This is a genomic window from Massilia sp. AB1, assembly GCF_018119385.1.
Classification (GTDB): Bacteria; Pseudomonadota; Gammaproteobacteria; order Burkholderiales; family Burkholderiaceae_D; genus Telluria.
In genome coordinates, this window is the sequence record NZ_JAGKSG010000022.1 from 1 (window position 1) to 19,084 (window position 19,084).

Genomic DNA, 19,084 nt, shown 5'->3' on the forward strand with positions numbered 1-19,084 from the left:
CCCCCCCCCCCCCCCCCCCCCCCCCCCCCCCCCCCCCCCCCCCCCCCCCCCCCCCCCCACCCCCCCCCCCCCCCCCACCCCCCCCCCCCCCCCCCCCCCCCCCCCGGCGCGGCGGGGCCCGACGGTCTTTCAGCAGCGGGTTCTGCAGGCAGCGTCAAGCCGCCGCTTCGAACTCCACCAGCTCCACCCCCGGCAGCCTGCACTCGCCCACCGCGCGGATGATTGCGTCGATGGCCGCCCGCCGGGTGAAGCTCTTGCGCCAGGCAATCACCACGCGGCGCGAAGGCGCCGGCGCCGAGAAAGGCACATAGGTCAGCAGGCCGCTCTTGTCGTTCATGTCGGCCACCGAGGCGCGCGGCAGCACGGTCAGGCCGATGCCGCTGGCCACCATGTGGCGGATCGTCTCCAGCGACGAACCCTCGAAGGTGCGCTGCATGCCGTTGCCGCCCGCCGAGAAGCGGGCCATTTCCGGGCACACTTCCAGCACCTGGTCGCGGAAGCAGTGGCCCGCGCCCAGCAGCAGCATGGTTTCCAGCTTCAGGTCCTCGGCCGAGATCTCCTTGCGGCTGGCCCAGGGATGGCTGCGCGGCATCGCGACCACGAAAGGCTCGTCGTACAGCGGCTGCACCGACATCCCGTGGTCCGGCAGCGGCAGCGCCATGATGGCGGCGTCCAGCTCGCCCTGGCGCAGCATTTCCAGCAGCTTGTGGGTGTAGTTCTCCTGCAGCACCAGCGGCATCTGCGGCACGGTGTCGATCAGGTTCTTGACCAGGGGCGGCAGCAGGTAGGGGCCGATGGTGTAGATCACGCCCAGGCGCAGGGGACCGGCCAGCGGGTCCTTGTTCTGCTTGGCCAGTTCCTTGATCGCGGCGGTCTGCTCCAGCACGCGCTCGGCCTGGGCCACGATCTGGGCGCCCAGCGGCGTCACCGATACTTCCGAACCGCCACGCTCGAACAGCGTGACGCCCAGCTCGTCTTCCAGCTTCTTGATGGCGACAGACAGGGTCGGCTGGGCCACGAAACAGGCTTCCGCCGCGTGGCCGAAGTGTTTGGCGCGCGCCACGGCGACGATGTATTTCAGCTCGGTCAGTGTCATAGGCGTTTGGTCTTGGAAAGGCGCGCCGGCGGCTTGCGGCGGCCGGTCAGCCGTGAAATATTATTTTAACGGGAATCTTAGTCATATAATTGCCCGGCAGGCCGATTTTGCCTGTCTTTAGAGAAAGGCCCGCATGTCCTCGACCTTCGGCCCGGCGGAAGCCCAGGCTTATATCCACAAGTTGCTGACGGTGATGCATCACCAGGGCGGCTCCGACCTCTTCATCTCGGCAGACTTTCCTCCCAGCATGAAACACCAGGGCGCGATGAAGCCCCTGAGCCAGCAGCGCCTGAGCGGGGATGTTACGCGCGCCCTGGCCATGTCGCTGATGAACGAGCGCCAGCGCGCCGAGTTCGAGGCCGAGATGGAATGCAATTTTGCCATCTCCCTGCCCGGGGTGTGCCGTTTTCGGGTGAATGTCTTCGTGCAGCAGCAGAGCGTGGGCATGGTGGTGCGCACCATCGCCTCGGAGATCCCGAATTTCGAAAAGCTCGACCTGCCGGAAGTGCTGAAGGACGTCGTCATGACCAAGCGCGGACTGGTGCTGGTGGTGGGCGGCACAGGTTCGGGCAAGTCGACCACCTTGGCGGCGATGATCGACTACCGCAACAGCAACTCGGCCGGCCACATCATCACGGTCGAAGACCCGGTCGAATACGTCCACAAAAACAAGAACTGCCTGGTCACCCACCGCGAGGTGGGCGTGGACACGCATTCCTGGCATAACGCGCTGAAGAACACCCTGCGCCAGGCGCCGGACGTGATCCTGATCGGCGAGATCCGCGACACCGAGACCATGGAACACGCGATCGCCTTTGCCGAGACCGGCCACCTGTGCCTGGGCACCCTGCATGCGAACAACGCCAACCAGACCCTGGACCGCATCATCAACTTCTTCCCGGAAGAGCGGCGCAACCAGCTCCTGATGGACTTGTCCTCGAACCTGCGCGCGGTGGTGTCGCAGCGCCTGATCCGCACCGAGGACGGAAAGGGCCGCAAGGCGGCCATCGAGATCCTGCTGAACACGCCGACGATCAGCGAGATGATCCTGAAAGGGAACTTCCAGACCATCAAGGAAATCATGCACAAGTCGCGCGAGCTCGGCATGTGCACCTTCGACCAGGCCTTGTTCGAGCTGTACAACAAGGGCTACATCGGCTACGACGAAGCGATCCGCAACGCCGATTCGGCCAACGGCCTGCGCCTGCAGATCAAGCTTTCGGGCGACCGCAAGGGCCCGGGCGACGGCGCGGGCGCCAAGGCGACCGAACTGTCGATGGCGATCGAGGAAGAAGCGGAAGACGAAGACGCTCCACCCCAAACCTGATTTTTCTATTTTTATGCCTGTATTCGAGAAGAAGATCTGCGCCCGTGCCGACCTGGCCGCGCGCGTAGCAAGCCTGCCGAAACCCGTGGTGCTGACCAACGGCGTGTTCGACATCCTGCACCGCGGCCACGTGACCTACCTCGCGCAGGCGCGCGAACTGGGCGCCTCCCTGGTGGTGGCGGTGAACACCGACGCCTCGGTCAAGCGCCTGGGCAAGGGCGACGACCGCCCGCACAACACCCTGCATGACCGCATGGCCGTGCTGGCGGCGCTGGAGTCGGTCAGCCTGGTGGTGGAGTTCGACGAGCAGACCGCCCTCGAGGTGGTGCAGGAAGCGCGCCCCGAGATCTATGCCAAGGGCGGCGATTACGTCATGAGCGAGATTCCCGAGGGGCAGGCGGTGCTGGCGTATGGTGGCCGCGCAGTGGCGATCGACTTCGAGCATGACCGCTCGACCACCAAGCTGGTGGCGAAAATCCGCGGCTGATCCGCCTATGCGGCGGCGCCACTCGCCTGGCGCCGCATGCGCCACGTCAGCCCCAGCAAGCCGATGCCCAGCATCGCCCAGGTGCCGGGCTCAGGCGCCTGCGAGATCATGGTCAGGCGGGTGTCGCTGGTCCAGTACAGATGGCGCTCGTGGGTGCCGCCCGGGTTGAAGTCGTAGGCGTAGTGCAGGTCGCCCGTCGTGATCAGGAGGCCGCCGCCCACCCAGCCTTCCGGATCGCTGCCGTAGCTGCCGACCGCGAAGCTCAAGCCCTCGTCCGGCGAGAACGAGAAGGCGGTGGCGCCGCAGGTATACCAGGCATTGCTGCCCGCCGCGCAGGCGATGTAGTCGGTCTCGCCGACCACCAGGGCCAGGAGTTCGTCTTTTTCCAGCAAGCCGTCGCCGTCCAGGTCATTGCCCTTGAACGAGCCGGTGATGGTTTCGTCGGTCAGGAAAACATCGGCTTCCTGGTCGTAGAAGCCGGCGAAGGAAAAGTCCCAGGAAACGGGATCGGCATGGGCGGCAGCGCAGCCGAGGAGCAGGGCGCCGGTGGTGAGCAACTTCTTCATGGGTACCTCGAACAGAACAGGGCGCCGGGGAAACGTGAATTGTGTCTGTCGCGTTTGTGAAAACGTGACATTCGCAAGCGTACTCCCGAACGGCTTAACTGTCGTGTTCGATGCTTACCTTTTGTCGCAGCTCTGCCACAGGGACAGGGCCTCAGGCGCCGCCGGCGTAGCCGTTCTGGCGCCAGGCCTCGTAGACAACGACGGCCACCGTGTTGGACAGGTTCAGGCTGCGGTTATCGGGCCGCATCGGCAGGCGGATGCGCTGCGCGGGCGGGAAGGTTTCGCGCAGGGCCGGGTCCAGGCCGCGCGATTCGGCGCCGAACACGAACACGTCGCCCGGCCGGAAGCTGGCGTCGGCGAAGGGGGAGGAGCCGTGGGTGGTCAGCGCGAACATGCGCGCCGGGTCCGGTTTGGCGTCCGCCAGGAAGGCGTCCCAGTTCTTGTGGACCTTCATGGTGGCGTAGTCGTGGTAATCCAGGCCGGCGCGGCGCATCTTGGCGTCGTCCAACGGAAAGCCGAGCGGCTCGATCAGGTGCAGCTGCACGCCCGTATTGGCGCACAGGCGGATGACATTGCCGGTGTTCGGCGGGATTTCTGGTTCGACCAGGACGACGTGGAACAACGCATTCTCCTAACAACAATCTTCATGTGTGGGGCGGCGTCCTGGCGAAGACGAAATTCGTCACCCGCGCCGCGCCGGCCCGTTTCAATACGAACGCCAGTTCATCCAGCGTGTGCCCGCTCGTCATGACGTCGTCGACGACGCCCACGTGCCGGCCCGCTACCCGTTCTTCCAGCTCCATGGCGAAGGCGCCGCGCACATTGCGCTGCCGCTCGGCCGGTTCGACGCCCGACTGCGCCGCCGTTTCGACCACCCGCCGGGCCAGGCGCGGGACGCATTCCGCGTCCAGCAGGCGGGCCAGGGGACGCGCCACCTCCAGCGCCTGATTGTAGCCGCGCTCGGCCAGCCTGCGCGCACCCAGGGGTACCGGGCACAGCAGATCCGGGGCCGGCCAGGCCGCGCGCAGCGCCGCATCGTGCAGGGTGCGCGCCATCCAGGGCGCCAGCGCCAGCTGGGCGCCGAACTTCAATTGCAGCACCAGGGCGTCGAGCGGAGCGTCGTAGTCGCAGGCGGCCAGCGTGGCGTCGAAGGCGGGCGGCGCGGCCAGGCAGGCGCCGCAGGGCAGGGCGGCATCCAGGTCGCCGGCCGGATTGGCGCACACCGGGCAGCGCGGGCGGACCGTGACATAGGCGCCTTCGCAATCGCCGCAGACGGCGGCATCGCCGGCCGCGCCGCACAGCGCGCAGCTCGACGGCAGCAGCCAGCGCAACAGAGGGCTGGGCCAGCGCCGCCAGCAGGCGAGCATTCCTGTCATCGGCTGGATTCTCGATAAACGAGTAAACTCCCGCCATTATCTCATTTGTACGCTCTTCCCCATGGCTTCTCCTCAATCCCCGTCCAAGATGAGCGCGCCGATCGACCTGGCGCGCGTACGCGCGCTGTTCGCGCGTCCGGAACGCATCGCCCCGTCGGACTTCCTGCGCCGCGAAATCGCCCAGCGCATGCACGAGCGCCTGCAACTGGTGAAGATCGTCCCGAAACAGGTGCTGGACGCCGGCTGCGGCACCGGCGCCGACCTGGCCCTGCTGCAAAAGACCTATCCGGCGGCCCAGGTCCTGGGCCTGGACGCCGCCCCGGCCATGGCTTCCGCCGCCAGGGCGCCGGCCCCCAGCACCCGTTCGCTGAACCAGATGCTCAGCCGTTTCCTGCCCGCCAAGGCCGGCCTCGATATCCTGTGCGGCGACTTCGGCAAGCTGCCGCTGGGCCCGAACTCGCTCGACCTGCTGTGGTCCAACCTGGCGCTGCACTGGCATCCGCTGCCGGACCGCGTGTTCGCCGAGTGGCGCCGCGTGCTGCGCGTCGACGGGCTGCTGATGTTCTCGAACTTCGGCCCGGACACCTTCCACGAGCTGCGCACCGCCTTCGCCGCGCTGGACGACGCCCCGCATACGCTGCCCTTCGTGGATATGCACGATTTCGGCGACCAGCTGGTGGAAGCCGGTTTTTCGACGCCGGTGATGGACATGGAACGCATCACCGTCACCTACGACACGGTGGAGGCGCTGCTGGCCGACGTGCGCGCCCTGGGCGGCAACCCGCTCGACACGCGCCGCCGCGGCCTGATCGGGCGCGCGGCCTGGCGCAAGGTCGTGGACGCCTTCGAGGCGCAGCGCCGTCCGGACGGCAAGCTGGGACTGACATTCGAAGTCATCTACGGCCATGCTTTCCGCCCGGCGCCGCGCGCCACGGCCTCGGGGGAATCGATCGTCCGTTTCCACCCGCCGAAACCTCGTTAATTCAACATGCATACCACAGTCCGCGGATGCCCCGATTTTCCTTGAATAAAAATTAGCAATTTCAGTATAATCAATCGCTATTTTTCTCTTTCGGACCAGAATAACGCTGAAAAAAACAGCACTTCCGGGGAAAAAGTAGAACTGAATTGCAGCATCCGCAGAGAACGCCGGACCCTGCCAGCCTAGTGCTGGGCGGGCTCGGCGTGATGGTTTCCACCATTCCGCAGCGCAATTTCGCGGGACGACCCGGCAGCCCTCTGCGAACAACGTTCGGAGGCGGCGGCAGTTTGTTCTCGGAATTGCCGCCGTCTAAAAAATACATTTATTTTTTGGTGGTTGGGGACATATGACTTATGCATCGCGATTTGGGGCCATGCTGTTCGGCCTCGCTGTAACTGCCGGCATCCCTGCGTGGGCGGCACCGGAGATCACGGGCCGGCCGGTTGAGCACCAGTTGAACATGCAGCCCCCCGTGACCGGTGTCGGCGCCGACATCTACTCCCTGCACAACCTGATGATGATCATCTGCCTGGTCATCTTCGTGGGCGTGTTCGGCGTCATGTTCTATTCGGTGTTCAAGCACCGCAAATCCCTGGGCCACAAGCCCGCCACCTTCCACGAATCGACCGCCGTCGAAATCGCCTGGACCGTCGTTCCCTTCCTGATCGTCATCGGCATGGCCCTCCCGGCCACCAAGACCGTGGTGGCGCTGAAGGACACCTCGAATGCCGACATCACCATCAAGGCCACCGGCATGCAGTGGAAATGGGGCTACGACTACCTGAAGGGCGAAGGCGAGGGCATCTCCTTCCTGTCGAACCTGTCGACCCCGCGCGCCCAGATCGGCCTGCCGGGCGAAGCGCCCACCGAGGCGAAGGGCGAGAACTACCTCCTTGAGGTGGACAACGAAATGGTCGTCCCGGTGAACAAGAAGATCCGCATGGTCTTCACCGCCAACGACGTGATCCACGCCTGGACCATCCCGGCCTTCGCCATCAAGCAGGATGCGATTCCCGGCTTCGTGCGCGACGGCTGGTTCAAGGCCGAGAAGACCGGCGTCTACCGCGGCAACTGCGTCGAGCTGTGCGGCAAGGACCACGCCTTCATGCCGATCGTGGTGCGCGTCGTGACCGACGCCGAGTACACCGCCTGGGTCGACAAGAAGAAAAAGGACATGGCCGCCCTGGCGGACGATCCGAACAAGGTCTGGACCATCGATGAACTGAAGACCCGCGGCGAGCAGGTGTACAGCGCCAACTGCGTGGCCTGCCACCAGGCCAACGGCCAGGGCGTGCCGGGCGCGTTCGCGCCGCTGGTCGGCTCGGAAGTCGTGCTGGGCGCCAAGGGCCACCAGGTCGACGTCCTGCTGAACGGCCAGGATACGCCGAAGTACCCGGCCGCGATGCCGGCATGGAAGCAGCTGTCGGATACCGAGATCGCTGCCGTGATCACCTACACCCGCAATGCCTGGACCAACAAGGCCGCGGAAAACATCGTACAACCGGCCGAAATCCTGGCCGCACGTAAGTAAGCAAGATCGCTTCAGGGATATCGAAATGACTACCAGCACTATCGATCACGCACACGATCACGGCCACGACCACGCACACGACCATCCGCACGGTCTGCGCCGCTGGCTGTTCGCCACCAACCACAAGGACATCGGCACCCTGTACCTGTGGTTCTCCTTCATCATGCTGCTCTCGGGCGGCGTGCTGGCGCTGATGATCCGCACCGAGCTGTTCCAGCCCGGCCTGCAGTACTTCCGTCCGGAGTTCTTCAACCAGCTGACCACCATGCACGGCCTGGTGATGGTGTTCGGCGCGATCATGCCGGCCTTCGTCGGCTTCGCCAACTGGATGCTGCCGCTGCAGGTGGGCGCCTCGGACATGGCCTTCGCGCGCATGAACAACTTCTCGTTCTGGCTGCTGCCGCCGGCCGCGATCCTGCTGGCCGCGTCCTTCCTGGCCCCGGGCGGCGCCACCGCCGCAGGCTGGACCCTGTATGCGCCGCTGTCGACCCAGATGGGTATCGGCATGGACATGGCGATCTTCGCGATGCACATCATGGGCGCCTCGTCGATCATGGGTTCGATCAACATCATCGTCACCATCCTGAACATGCGCGCCCCTGGCATGACCCTGATGAAGATGCCGATGTTCTGCTGGACCTGGCTGATCACCGCCTTCCTGCTGATCGCCGTGATGCCGGTCCTGGCAGGCGCGATCACCATGACCCTGACCGACCGTCACTTCGGCACCTCGTTCTTCAACGCCGCCGGCGGCGGCGACCCGGTCATGTACCAGCACATCTTCTGGTTCTTCGGCCACCCCGAGGTCTACATCATGATTCTGCCGGCCTTCGGCATCGTGTCGCAGATCATCCCGGCCTTCGCACGCAAACCCTTGTTCGGCTACGCCTCGATGGTCTACGCGACCGCCTCGATCGCGATCCTGTCCTTCATCGTCTGGGCCCACCACATGTTCACCACCGGCATGCCGGTGACCTCGCAGCTGTTCTTCATGTACGCCACCATGCTCATCTCCGTGCCGACCGGCGTGAAGGTGTTCAACTGGGTCGCGACCATGTGGAAAGGCTCGATGACCTTCGAGACCCCGATGCTGTTCGCGGTCGGCTTCATCTTCGTGTTCACCATGGGCGGCTTTACCGGCCTGATCCTGGCGGTGACCCCGATCGACATCCAGGTGCACGACACCTATTACGTGGTGGCCCACTTCCACTACGTGCTGGTGGCGGGCTCGCTGTTCGCGCTGTTCGCGGGCTTCTACTACTGGGGTCCGAAGTGGACCGGCCACATGTATCCTGAGACCGCCGGCAAGATCCACTTCTGGCTGTCGCTGATCACCTTCAACGTGACCTTCTTCCCGATGCACTTCCTGGGCCTGGCCGGCATGCCGCGCCGCTATGCGGACTACGCCACCCAGTTCACGGACTTCAACATGATCGTGTCCATCGGCGCCTTCGGCTTCGGCCTGTCGCAGGTGTACTTCCTGTTCTTCGTGATCCTGCCGACCATCCGCGGCGGCAAGAAGGCGGATGCCAAGCCCTGGGAAGGCGCGGAAGGCCTGGAGTGGACCGTGCCGAGCCCGGCGCCGTTCCACACCTTCGAAACCCCGCCGCTGGTGAAGTAATCATGACCCAGGAAGTTCGCAAGCCGAGCAATCTGAAAACCGCCCTGGTGCTGGGCGGGATTGCGCTGTTCTTCTTCATCAGCGTGTTCGTCAAGTTCACGCTGCTGAGCTGAACCGGGAGCCGGGGATGAACCCGACCAACAGCCGCATCCGGCGCCTGAACCGCAGCACCCTGGGAAAACTGGTGGTGGTGGCGGTGATGATGTTCGGTTTCGGCTACGCGCTGGTGCCGATGTACCGCCAGATCTGCGAGGTGCTCGGCATTAACGTGCTGACCCAGAAGGACGGCTTCGTGGAGGCGCCGACGAACACCCAGGTCGACCGTTCGCGCCGCATCACGATCGAGCTGGACGGCAATGCGCAGGGGCCGTGGCGTTTCCGCCCGACCCAGCGCAGCATCGAGGTGCATCCGGGCGAGCTGACCACGGTCGTGTACGAGGTGGTCAACACGCAGGCGAGGGTGGTCAAGGCGCAGGCGATTCCGAGCTACGCGCCGCAGTCCGCCACGCCGCACTTCAAGAAGGTCGATTGCTTCTGCTTCCAGGAGCAGACCCTGAAGGCGAACGAGGCGCGCCAGATGCCGGTGGTGTTCTTCATCGATCCGGCGCTGCCGCGCGAAGTGAAGAACATCACGCTGTCGTACACGTTCTTCGAGATCGGCGGCATGAGCGGCGTGAAAACCGTGGCGGCGAAGTAAGGAGCAGGCGTGGACGAGAAACCGCACCAACGCAAGGCCAGTTTCCTTGCCACGATGAAGGCGGTGTTCTGGTCCTTCTTCGGGGTGCGCAAGCGCCGCGACTATGAGAGCGATGCGGCGAACCTGAACCCGGTGCATGTCATCATCGCCGGGCTGATCGGAGCGGCACTGTTCATCGGCCTGCTCCTGCTGGCGGTCAGGTTCGCGGTGTCGCAGTAAAGGAATCAAGGCGATCACGTTATGGGAACACGACCGATAACGCCTGAGTCGTCATCCCGGCGGAGGCCGGGATCCAAGTGATAAGAACTACCCGACAATTCAAAAGAGTTTGATTGAGGAGATAAAGATGAGTTCGCCAACGACTTCGCCAGTGGGTTCGCCGCACAGCGCACCTTACTACTACGTGCCTGGCCCATCGCGCTGGCCTATGCTTGCCGGCATTTCGATGCTGGTCACCATGGCCGGCGCCTCGGGCTGGGTCAACAGCCTGCCCTGGGGCCCGGCGGTCTGCCTGGTCGGCATCGTCGCCATGCTGATGGTGCTGTATTTCTGGTTCGGCGACGCCATCGGCGAATCCGAAGGCGGCATGTACAGCAAGCGCATCGACGTGTCCTATCGCTGGTCGATGAGCTGGTTCATTTTCTCCGAAGTGATGTTCTTCGGCGCTTTCTTCGGCGCGCTGTTCTACGCCCGTGCGGTGACCATGCCCTGGCTGTCGGACCTGGACCACAAGTTCATCTGGCCGGACTTCGCACCGGTCTGGGGCAACACCGGCCCGGCGGGCGTGGTGGACAACTTCCAGACCATGGGCCCGTTCCCGATCCCGACCATCAACACCGCGCTGCTGCTGCTGTCGGGCGTGACCCTGACCATCTCGCACCACGCGCTGCGCGCCGGCCACCGCTCGAAGACGGCGTTCTGGCTGTTCGCCACCATCCTGCTGGGCGCGATCTTCATGGGCTTCCAAGTCTATGAATACATGCACGCCTACCAGGAACTGAACCTGAAGCTGACCTCGGGCATCTACGGCTCGACCTTCTTCATGCTGACCGGTTTCCACGGCTTCCACGTGACCATGGGCGCGATCATGCTGTCGGTGATCCTGTACCGTGTGCTGAAAGGGCACTTCACGGCGGAGAACCACTTCGGTTTCGAAGGTGCGGCGTGGTACTGGCACTTCGTGGACGTGGTGTGGCTGGGCCTGTACGTGGTGGTGTACTGGCTGTAAGCGGTAGGGGCTGAAATACTCAGGGACGGTCACGGTGTGGCCGTCCTTTTGTTTTCGAACTGTTGGTGGTGGAAGCGTTAGAGGTGTGCTTGCAAACTTGGGTCCCGGCGAAGGCCGGGACCCAAGTTTCGCAGCGTACCGATACCGCTTAACGAATCCCCGTCGGCGCAATCCACCCCATCTTGTACGCAGCAAGCAGGCAAAGAAACAAGGTAATCGACAAGCCCACCCGCATCGCCAGCGCATTCACGGTGCGGTTGCTGCGGCCCTTGTCGCGCATCAGGAAGAACAGGGCCGACCCCAGGCTGGCAAGGATCAGGATGAAGGCGATGGCAACAAAGAGTTTCATGGGTGGCCCGGGAAAGGTTGAGGCACCATTGTAATGCGGATCGCCTTCCATTTTCGCCTCATTCCTTTCATTGCGGCACTGGTTGTCGCCGCCATCGGCATCCTGCTCGGCAACTGGCAGCAGGGCAGGGCGGCCCAGAAAACCGAGCTGCAGGCGCGCCTGGCGGCCCGTACCGCCGAGCCACCGCTCGTGCTCGGTCCCGCCGCAGCTGCCATCCCGTCCTCCGATATGGCCCAGCTGGAATTCCGCCGCATACGCATGAGCGGCGAATTCGTCTCCAACTGGCCCGTCTTCCTTTCCAACCGCCCGATGAACGGCCAGCCCGGCTATGTCCTGGCCATGCCGTTTAAAATAGCGGGCGCCGGCACGCATGTGCTGGTGCTGCGCGGCTGGCTGCCGCGCCAGGCGGAATACGGCAAGCTGCCGCCGTTCTCCACGCCGCCGGGCCTGGTCACCGTGGAAGGGCAGGTGGTCGCCTCGGCCGGCAAGGTGATGGAGCTGGGTGGCGGGCAGGCGCTCAAGCCGGGCGACCTGGTGCAGAACCTGGCGCCGCAGGACCTTGCGCGCGTCAGCGGACTGGCGCTATCGCCTTTCCTGGTGCAGCAGACGGCGCCCGCCGCACCAGGCGACAAGCTGGCGCGCGACTGGCCGCTGCCATCGAGCGGCATCGACAAGCATCGCGGCTACGCCTTCCAGTGGTATGCGCTGGCGGCCATGGCCATTCTCTTTTTTGTGATAACGGGATTTCGAAGTGGTTCAAAAAAACGTGATTGACTCCGGCGTGACCGATCCCGCCAAGGCACGCAGCGTCGGACGCTGGAAACTGCTCCTCGTGCTGTTCGTGTGCGCCTCGCCCCTGATCGCTTCCTACCTGGCTTACTACGTCTTCAAGCCGGAAGGACGCACCAACTACGGCGCCATCCTCGATCCGCGCAACTACCCGATCCCCAAGCTGGCGTCGACCACGCTCGAGGGCCAGCCGCGCACGCTGGAACAGATGTCGGGCAAGTGGCTCATGGTCCGGGCCGGTGGCGGCGAATGTCATAAAGCCTGCCAGGAGCAGCTGCACGCCATGCGCCAGTGGCGCCTCATGCAGGGCAAGAACATGGACCGCATGCAGCGCGTCTGGCTCGTCCTCGACGACAAGCCCGTGGATACCGCGGCGCTGCGCCGCTACAAGGACGCCGAGGGCCAGGACGTCGACCTGCTCGAGGGTGTGACCTTGCTGCGCGCCCCGGCCGACGCGGTCGGCAAATGGCTGCCTGCCGCGTCCGGCACCGGCGCAAGCGACCACGTCTACCTGATCGACCCGCTCGGCAACCTGATGATGCGCTTCCCCAAGGACCCTGATACGCGCAAGGTCTACAAGGACCTCGCCAAACTGCTCAAGGCTTCGGCGATCGGATAACGCAGATGCAAGCTTCCTCGATACTGCAGCTGGCCGCGATGGGCTTGCTGGTCGCCAGCCTGCCGCTGGCCATGGTGTGGATGTCCGCCGACGCCAACAAGTACCGCAAGCTGGTCTGGGTGGCGGTCTTCCTCACTTTCGACCTGATCGTCTTCGGCGGCTTCACCCGCCTGACCGATTCCGGCCTGGGCTGCCCGGACTGGCCGGGCTGCTACGGCATGGCCAATCCCTTCCTGGCGCACGAGGAGATCGCCGCCGCCGAAGCGGCGATGCCGACCGGCCCGGTGACCGTGGTCAAGGCCTGGATCGAGATGATCCACCGCTACCTGGCGATGGGCATCGGCGTGATCATCATGGCGCTGCTGTTCACCTCCATCATGCAATGGCGCCGCACCCGCAACCAGGCCTTCAAGCCGGCCATGCCGCTGGCGCTGTTCGTGTTCGTCTGCATCCAGGGCGCCTTCGGCGCCTGGACCGTCACCCTCAAGCTGCAGCCGGTCATCGTCACCATCCACCTGCTGCTGGGCATGGCCCTGCTGGCCATGCTGACCTGGCTGGGCGGACGCGAGGACTTCCTGATCAAGCCGAAGGCCATTTCGGGCGGCGCCACCATCGCCCCGGCGGTGCTGCGCCAGCTGCGCACCCTGGCCCTGCTGGCCGCCGCCGCCGTGGCCGTGCAGATCGCTTTGGGCGGGTGGGTAAGCACTAACTATGCAACCCTGGCCTGCGACGAATTCCCCTTGTGCGACGGCCAGGTGGTGCCGCCAATGGACTTCGAGCACGGCTTCCACCTGTGGCGCGAGCTGGGCAAGACCGCCGCCGGCCACTACCTGCCGTTCACGGCCCTGGTGGCGATCCATTGGGTACACCGCATGTCCGCAATCGTGGTCACGCTGGTGCTGGGCTTCGCGATATGGAAGGCCTTGCCGCACGCCAGCCTGCGCCCGACGGCGCAACGCCTGGCCCTGGTGCTGGCGGTCCAGCTGTTCACGGGCGTCGCCACGGTCTACTTCGATTTCCCGCTGGCCATCGCGGTCCTGCATAACGCCGGGGCGGCCCTGCTGGTACTGCTGGTGACCATGTTAAACTACCGGGTGAAATTCCAACTCGACATGGCCGGCGGCGCCACGGCACGATCGTCCGCCGCCATAGCACGCACCCGGCGCTGATCGCGCCGCAGCGAGAGCAGTGAACACGCGGCGCCGAAGCCGGCGCCGCAGCAAGACCTAAATTGATGACAACCCAGACAGCCATCCACAAAAGCCCGAGCCGGTTCTCGCAGTACTGGACCCTCACCAAGCCGCGCGTCACCCAGTTGGCGGTGTTCTGCGCGGTAATCGGGATGTTCCTCGCCACCGACCGTTTCCCGGGCTGGCAGGTCCTGATCGCCGGTACCGCCGGGATCTGGCTGCTGGCGGGCGCCGCCTTCGCGGTCAATTGCCTGGTCGAGGCCGAGATCGACGCGCGCATGGCCCGCACGGCGCGCCGCGCCACCGCCATGGGCGAACTGAGCCAGACCCAGACCATATTGTTCTCCGCCCTGATCGGCGGCCTGGGCATGTGGATCCTGTACGCCTTCGTCAACCCGCTGACGATGTGGCTGACCTTCGTCACCTTCGTCGGATACGCCTTCATCTACACCCTCCTGCTCAAGCCGAATACCCCGCAAAACATCGTGATCGGCGGCCTGTCCGGCGCCATGCCGCCCGCCCTGGGCTGGGCCGCGGTGGCGGGCGAGGTGCCGATGCAGGCCTGGCTGCTGGTCCTGATCATCTTCATGTGGACGCCGCCGCACTTCTGGGTGCTGGCCATGTACCGCCGCGACGACTATGCCCGTTCCGGCCTGCCGATGCTGCCGATTACCCACGGCATGCGCTTCACCGGCCTGCAGGTGTGGCTGTACACGGTGGCCCTGGCCGCCACCACCTTGCTGCCTTTCGCGGTGGGCATGAGCGGCCTGATCTACCTGGCGGCCGCCGTCGTGCTCAATGCGATCTTCCTGCGCCACTCCTGGCGCGTGCACCGCCACTACAGCGACATGGCGGCGCGCAAGACCTTCACCTGGTCGATCGTCTACCTCTCGCTGCTGTTCGCGGCGCTGCTGGTCGACCATTACTTCCGGTTCTGACCGGGTTCCGGCCCGATTTTTACCGGCTTTCGGCCGGTCCCGACATAAGGTTTGCTATGAAGCGGTTTGCCATGAAGCGACTCCTGACCATCCTGATGCTGGCCGCGGCGACGGTACTGGCCGCCGGCTGCGACAAGATCGCCGACCGGGCCGGCAGCAAGACGGCCGCCTTCAACAATGTCGATGTGACCGGGCTCGACTACGCCAAGGGCTTCTCGCTGGTCGACCACAACGGCAAGCCGCGCACCCTGCAGGATTTCCGCGGCAAGCTGGTGGTGCTGTTCTTCGGCTATACCCAATGCCCCGACGTGTGCCCGACCACGATGGCCGAAATGGCCGCCGTGCTGAAGGAACTCGGCCCCGCCGCCGACGAAGTGCAGGTGCTGTTCGTGACCCTCGACCCCGAGCGCGACACCCAGGAACTGCTGGCCAGTTACGTGCCCGCTTTCGACAAGCGCTTCCTGGGCCTGCGCGGCAGCCTGGAAGACACCGCGCGCACGGCCAAGGAATTCAAGGTTTTCTTCAGCAAGGTGCCGGGCGCCGGGTCGGAAAACAGCGCGGGCAGCTACACCATCGACCACACCGCCGGCAGCTATGTGTTCGACCGCGAAGGCAAGGTGCGCCTGTTCCTGCGCCACGGCCAGGGCCCGGCGCCCATCGCGCACGACCTGCGCCAGCTGTTATGATGGCGTAAATACCAACTCCCATCGAAGGCATGGAACAAGCTCAGGGCAGGAACTACACCCGTATCGCCATTGTCGTCCTGCTGACGCTGGGCTGCCTCTACGTTCTTAAACCCTTCCTCGCCGCGATCCTGTTCGCGGCCGCCGTCGTCATCTCTTCCTGGCCGCTCTACCTGCGCCTGCTGCGCGCCATGCGCGGCCGCCGCAGCCTGGCGGCCTTGACGATGACGCTGACCCTGACCTTCCTGGTCATCTTCCCGCTGTCGATGGTCGCCTACAACCTGGCCGACGACGTCGCCCGCGGTTTCGAAGAGCTGCGCACCCTGGTCGAGCACCGCGAGCTGGTGCCGCCTTCCTGGCTGCGCGAGATTCCGCTGGTGGGCGAGTCGGTCGACACCTACCTGCGCCAGCTGATCGCCAGCCGCGAGCGCATGGTGGAACTGGCCCAGCGCATGGTGGAGCCGGCGCGCCGCTGGCTGCTGGCCGGCGGCATCATGCTCGGCACCGGCGTGATGCAGATGAGCCTTGCGGCCTTCGTCAGCTTCTTCTTCTACCGCGACGGCAACGCGCTGCTCGACGTGATCGCCGTGACCATGAAAAAGGTGATGGGCGAGGGCGCCGAATCGGTGCAGCACACCGTCAGCCAGACCGTGCGCGGCGTGATGTACGGCCTGCTCGGCACCGCGCTGGCCCAGGCCATCGTGGCGGCGATCGGCTTCTTCATCGCCGGGGTGCCGGCCGTGCCCCTGCTGTCGGTGCTGGTGTTCCTGTCCTCGCTGGTGCCGGTGGGCCCGCCGCTGGTGTGGGGCGGGGCGGCGCTGTGGCTGTTCGCGCAGGGCGAAACCGGCTGGGCCATCTTCATGGCGGTCTGGGGCGCCCTGTTGATCAGCGGCGTCGACAACGTGGTGCGCCCGATGCTGATCAGCCGCGGCAGCAGCCTGCCTTTCCTGCTCACCCTGCTCGGCGTGCTGGGCGGGGTGATCGCCTTCGGCTTCGTCGGCATGTTCATCGGCCCGGTCCTGCTGGCGGTCGGCTATTCCCTGATGAGCGAGTGGACCGGCACCAAGGACCAGATCGTCAAGCAGTAGGGCGTGCGGCCCTTAGGGCCGTTCGGCCGCCAGCAGCAGCTGCAGCCGTTCCAGGTCGATCGGCTTGGTCAGGTGGTGATCGAATCCCGCGTCGAAGGCCAGCTCCCGGTCTTTCTGCTGTCCCCAGCCGGTGGCGGCAATCAGCGTGACGCGCTGCAGGCCGGACAAGGCCCTCAGCCGGCGAGCCAGCTCGTAGCCGGTCATGTCGGGCAGGCCGATATCGAGCAGCGCCACTTGCGGCGCGAATACGGGCGCCAGTTCCAGCGCGGCCGCCGCCGTGTGAACGATCCTGGTCTCGCAGCCGAACAGCTCCAGCGCCATGCCCAGCGTGTCGGCCGCATCCACGTTGTCGTCGACGATCAGGATGCGGACGGCGGCGGCGGCGGGGCGGGCCGGCGCCACCTCCTCACCAGGATCCATGCCTGCATGGCAGGCGGCGCCCGCAGCCAGCGGCAGGGTGATGCTGAAGGTGCTGCCACGCCCGGGACCCTCGCTGTCGGCGCGCACGCTGCCGCCGTGCAGGGCGACGATGCCGCGCACCATGGCCAGGCCGATGCCCAATCCCCCTTTTGCGCGTTCGAGGGCGGGCTCCAGCTGGGAGAACATGTCGAACACGCTCGCCAGCGCGTCGGCAGGCAGGCCGATGCCGTTGTCGCGCACCCGGATCGTGGCGTGGCCGGGATCGCAATCGAGTTCCAGGTCGACCAGGCCGCCTTCGGGCGTGTACTTGGCCGCATTGGTGAGCAGGTTGATGATCACCTGGGCCAGCCGCGTCGCATCGCCGTCGACGACCACGGGCGGCTGGGCCACGCGCAGCCGCAGGGTGTGGCGGGCGGCGTCCATGACGGGCGCGACATCGTGGGCGACGGCGTGCACCAGGGCGCTGAGTTCGACCGCCTCGCGCCGCAATTGCATCCGTCCCTGGGTGATGCGCGAGATTTCCATGAGGTCGTCCACCAGGCGCGTAAGGTGGCGCAGCTGGCGGTCGAAGGCCCGCAGCAGGCGCTCGTCGGCGCTGGCGCCGAACTTCAGCTTGAGGACGTCGAGCGCGCTGCGCATGGGAGCCAGTGGATTGCGCAGCTCGTGCGACAGGGTGGCCAGGAATTCGTCCTTGCGGCGGTCGAGCGCCGACAGGCGGGCATTCGCTTCCTGCAGCCGCGCCTCGGCGCCGCGCCGCGCTTCCAGCGCCGCCTCGGCGGCCTTGCGCGCCGCCAGCAGCTCGCGCTCGTAGGCGCGCCGGTCGACGGCCTTGAACAGGGCCCACTGGTCGACGGTGCGGGTGCCTTCCAGCGAACGCACGATGTTGATCAGCACCGGGAAGCGCTCGCCGGCGCGGTTGCGCAGGTCGACCTGGATCTCGGCCACCGAGCCCTGCACCTGCAGGATCGGCAGGCAATGGGTGTGATGGAACAGGCGCGCGCCGACCGGCAGCAGGTCGAGCATGCGCAGCTTTCCTTCCAGCTCGCCGGGTTCGTAGCCGAGCCAGCACCGCGCCATGGTGTTGGCGCGCAGGATGAGGCCCGCCTGGTCGGTCAGCAGCAGGCCGCAGGCCGCATGCTCGAACAGGGAGTCGCCGGCTGGCAGGGCATCGGCCACGTCAGCGCAAGGTCTGGGCCAGGAAGGCGTCGATCGCTTGCGAGCTCTCGGTCGGCGCGCTCAGGTGCGGGCAGTGCCCGATATTCTCGATCACATGCAGGGTGCTGGCCGGCAGGTGGCGGTGCAGGTAATCGCCCACCGAGCGCGGGGCGATCAGGTCGTCGCTGCACTGCAGGATCAGGGCCGGGACGCGCGACAGCGGCAGGTCCGCGCGGTGGTCGGACAGGAAGGTGACGCGGGCGAAGTGCTTGGCGATTTCGGGGTCGTTGCGGCAGAAGCTGTCGGTCAATTCCTGGCGCAGGTCCGGACGTTCGGGGACACCCATGATGGCGGGGGCCATGCTGCTCGACCAGCCGAGGTAGTTCGCTTCCATCGTCTCGAGCAGCTCGTCGATGTCCGCGCGGCTGAACCCGCCCACGTAGTCGCCGTCGTTGATGTAGCAGGGCGAGGGGCCGACCATGACCTGGGCCGCGAAGCGTTCCGGCGCCTCGATGGTGGCCAGCAGGCCGATCATGGTGCTGACCGAATGGCCGACGAAGACCACCGGACCGGTGGCGTCGCAGGCGTCGAGGATCTCCAGCACGTCGTCGGCATGGCCGTGCAGGCTGCCGTAGCGGGTGTGGTCGTAGGCGCGCAGGTCCGAGCCGCCGCTGCCGGTAAGGTCGTAGGTAATGGTGCGGTAGCGCTTGGCGAAGGCCGGGGCCATGAAGCGCCACATGGTCTGGTCGCAGCCGAAACCATGCGCGAACATCATCGTTGCCGCGCCGTCGCCCGTGACGCGCACATTGTTTCTGGTAATGATGGACATGATACTTTCGGTTGAAGGAGCGAAGGCCCGCTCATCAACTGTGGATTATATCTTTTTTACAATTTGCGATGCCACCTGTTTCAACCGTGCGCCATATGCGTACGGGTTAACGG

Annotated in this window: 21 protein-coding genes and 1 pseudogene; 15 read left to right on the forward strand and 7 right to left on the reverse strand. The window is 65.6% G+C overall.

The window, feature by feature from the left end:
• Positions 1-222, forward strand: a pseudogene (locus tag J8847_RS13900) (energy transducer TonB); the annotation flags it as partial.
• Here the strand turns inward: J8847_RS13900 and J8847_RS13905 are convergent.
• On the reverse strand, positions 155-1,096 hold the full coding sequence (locus J8847_RS13905; protein ID WP_211525312.1) for a hydrogen peroxide-inducible genes activator: 942 nt from the start codon (positions 1,094-1,096) through the stop codon (positions 155-157). The pseudogene J8847_RS13900 and the gene J8847_RS13905 overlap by 68 nt on opposite strands.
• Before the next feature lie 133 nt (positions 1,097-1,229).
• Between J8847_RS13905 and J8847_RS13910 the strand changes: the two genes are divergently transcribed.
• Entirely contained in the window at positions 1,230-2,423 is a 1,194-nt protein-coding gene (locus J8847_RS13910; protein WP_211525313.1) for a PilT/PilU family type 4a pilus ATPase, read from the forward strand.
• Positions 2,424-2,436: 13 nt separating this feature from the next.
• Positions 2,437-2,910 (forward strand): D-glycero-beta-D-manno-heptose 1-phosphate adenylyltransferase, encoded by a 474-nt coding sequence (gene rfaE2 / locus J8847_RS13915; protein WP_211525314.1) that lies wholly within the window; start codon positions 2,437-2,439, stop codon positions 2,908-2,910.
• Positions 2,911-2,915: 5 nt separating this feature from the next.
• Here the strand turns inward: rfaE2 and J8847_RS13920 are convergent, their stop codons facing one another.
• The 3 genes from J8847_RS13920 to J8847_RS13930 form a co-directional block, all read right to left on the reverse strand.
• Positions 2,916-3,476, reverse strand: coding sequence for a PEP-CTERM sorting domain-containing protein (locus tag J8847_RS13920; protein ID WP_211525315.1), 561 nt, complete (start codon positions 3,474-3,476; stop codon positions 2,916-2,918).
• 151 nt (positions 3,477-3,627) lie between these two features.
• Positions 3,628-4,098 carry a tRNA (uridine(34)/cytosine(34)/5-carboxymethylaminomethyluridine(34)-2'-O)-methyltransferase TrmL gene (gene trmL, locus J8847_RS13925; protein ID WP_211525316.1) on the reverse strand — a complete coding sequence of 157 codons (471 nt, stop codon included), beginning with the start codon at positions 4,096-4,098 and terminating at the stop codon, positions 3,628-3,630.
• Positions 4,099-4,120: 22 nt separating this feature from the next.
• Positions 4,121-4,843, reverse strand: a complete 723-nt coding sequence (locus J8847_RS13930) for a ComF family protein (RefSeq protein WP_211525386.1) — start codon at positions 4,841-4,843, stop codon at positions 4,121-4,123.
• A 70-nt stretch (positions 4,844-4,913) separates the two neighbouring features.
• Between J8847_RS13930 and J8847_RS13935 the strand changes: the two genes are divergently transcribed.
• The 6 genes from J8847_RS13935 (at position 4,914) to J8847_RS13960 (ending at position 10,911) form a co-directional block, all read left to right on the forward strand.
• Positions 4,914-5,834: a methyltransferase domain-containing protein gene (locus J8847_RS13935; protein WP_229429820.1), complete on the forward strand. Its 921-nt coding sequence runs from the start codon at positions 4,914-4,916 to the stop codon at positions 5,832-5,834.
• A 346-nt stretch (positions 5,835-6,180) separates the two neighbouring features.
• Positions 6,181-7,365: a cytochrome c oxidase subunit II gene (gene coxB, locus J8847_RS13940; protein WP_211525317.1), complete on the forward strand. Its 1,185-nt coding sequence runs from the start codon at positions 6,181-6,183 to the stop codon at positions 7,363-7,365.
• Positions 7,366-7,390: 25 nt separating this feature from the next.
• Positions 7,391-8,986, forward strand: a complete 1,596-nt coding sequence (gene ctaD, locus J8847_RS13945) for a cytochrome c oxidase subunit I (protein WP_211525318.1) — start codon at positions 7,391-7,393, stop codon at positions 8,984-8,986.
• Between the two features lie 127 nt (positions 8,987-9,113).
• Complete coding sequence (locus tag J8847_RS13950) at positions 9,114-9,683, forward strand: cytochrome c oxidase assembly protein (protein ID WP_211525319.1); 570 nt, start codon at positions 9,114-9,116, stop codon at positions 9,681-9,683.
• Positions 9,684-9,737: 54 nt separating this feature from the next.
• Positions 9,738-9,902: a DUF2970 domain-containing protein gene (locus J8847_RS13955; RefSeq protein WP_211525388.1), complete on the forward strand. Its 165-nt coding sequence runs from the start codon at positions 9,738-9,740 to the stop codon at positions 9,900-9,902.
• A gap of 127 nt (positions 9,903-10,029) precedes the next feature.
• On the forward strand, positions 10,030-10,911 hold the full coding sequence (locus tag J8847_RS13960) for a cytochrome c oxidase subunit 3 (protein ID WP_211525320.1): 882 nt from the start codon (positions 10,030-10,032) through the stop codon (positions 10,909-10,911).
• A gap of 148 nt (positions 10,912-11,059) precedes the next feature.
• On the opposite strand, the gene J8847_RS13965 is transcribed toward J8847_RS13960, so the two are convergent.
• Positions 11,060-11,260: a twin transmembrane helix small protein gene (locus tag J8847_RS13965; RefSeq protein ID WP_211525321.1), complete on the reverse strand. Its 201-nt coding sequence runs from the start codon at positions 11,258-11,260 to the stop codon at positions 11,060-11,062.
• 33 nt (positions 11,261-11,293) lie between these two features.
• Here J8847_RS13965 and J8847_RS13970 point away from each other — a divergent pair, with 33 nt between their 5' ends.
• From J8847_RS13970 to J8847_RS13995, 6 genes are all read left to right on the forward strand, one after another.
• Positions 11,294-12,034 (forward strand): SURF1 family protein, encoded by a 741-nt coding sequence (locus tag J8847_RS13970; protein ID WP_211525322.1) that lies wholly within the window; start codon positions 11,294-11,296, stop codon positions 12,032-12,034.
• Positions 12,027-12,668, forward strand: a complete 642-nt coding sequence (locus J8847_RS13975) for a cytochrome C oxidase subunit I (RefSeq protein ID WP_211525323.1) — start codon at positions 12,027-12,029, stop codon at positions 12,666-12,668. The genes J8847_RS13970 and J8847_RS13975 overlap by 8 nt, the downstream gene beginning before the upstream one ends.
• A gap of 5 nt (positions 12,669-12,673) precedes the next feature.
• A complete protein-coding gene (locus J8847_RS13980) occupies positions 12,674-13,837 on the forward strand; it encodes a heme A synthase (RefSeq protein WP_211525324.1) in 1,164 nt (387 codons plus the stop codon).
• Between the two features lie 65 nt (positions 13,838-13,902).
• Positions 13,903-14,796 carry a heme o synthase gene (gene cyoE / locus J8847_RS13985; protein ID WP_211525325.1) on the forward strand — a complete coding sequence of 298 codons (894 nt, stop codon included), beginning with the start codon at positions 13,903-13,905 and terminating at the stop codon, positions 14,794-14,796.
• A gap of 71 nt (positions 14,797-14,867) precedes the next feature.
• Positions 14,868-15,482: an SCO family protein gene (locus J8847_RS13990; RefSeq protein WP_211525326.1), complete on the forward strand. Its 615-nt coding sequence runs from the start codon at positions 14,868-14,870 to the stop codon at positions 15,480-15,482.
• A 29-nt stretch (positions 15,483-15,511) separates the two neighbouring features.
• Entirely contained in the window at positions 15,512-16,567 is a 1,056-nt protein-coding gene (locus J8847_RS13995) for an AI-2E family transporter (protein ID WP_211525327.1), read from the forward strand.
• A 12-nt stretch (positions 16,568-16,579) separates the two neighbouring features.
• On the opposite strand, the gene J8847_RS14000 is transcribed toward J8847_RS13995, so the two are convergent.
• A complete protein-coding gene (locus tag J8847_RS14000) occupies positions 16,580-18,163 on the reverse strand; it encodes an ATP-binding protein (protein WP_211525328.1) in 1,584 nt (527 codons plus the stop codon).
• Position 18,164: 1 nt separating this feature from the next.
• The gene (locus J8847_RS14005) at positions 18,165-18,971 is read right to left on the reverse strand and encodes an alpha/beta fold hydrolase (protein WP_211525329.1); all 807 of its coding nucleotides are present in this window, start codon (positions 18,969-18,971) and stop codon (positions 18,165-18,167) included.
• Between the last annotated feature and the right edge of the window lie 113 nt (positions 18,972-19,084).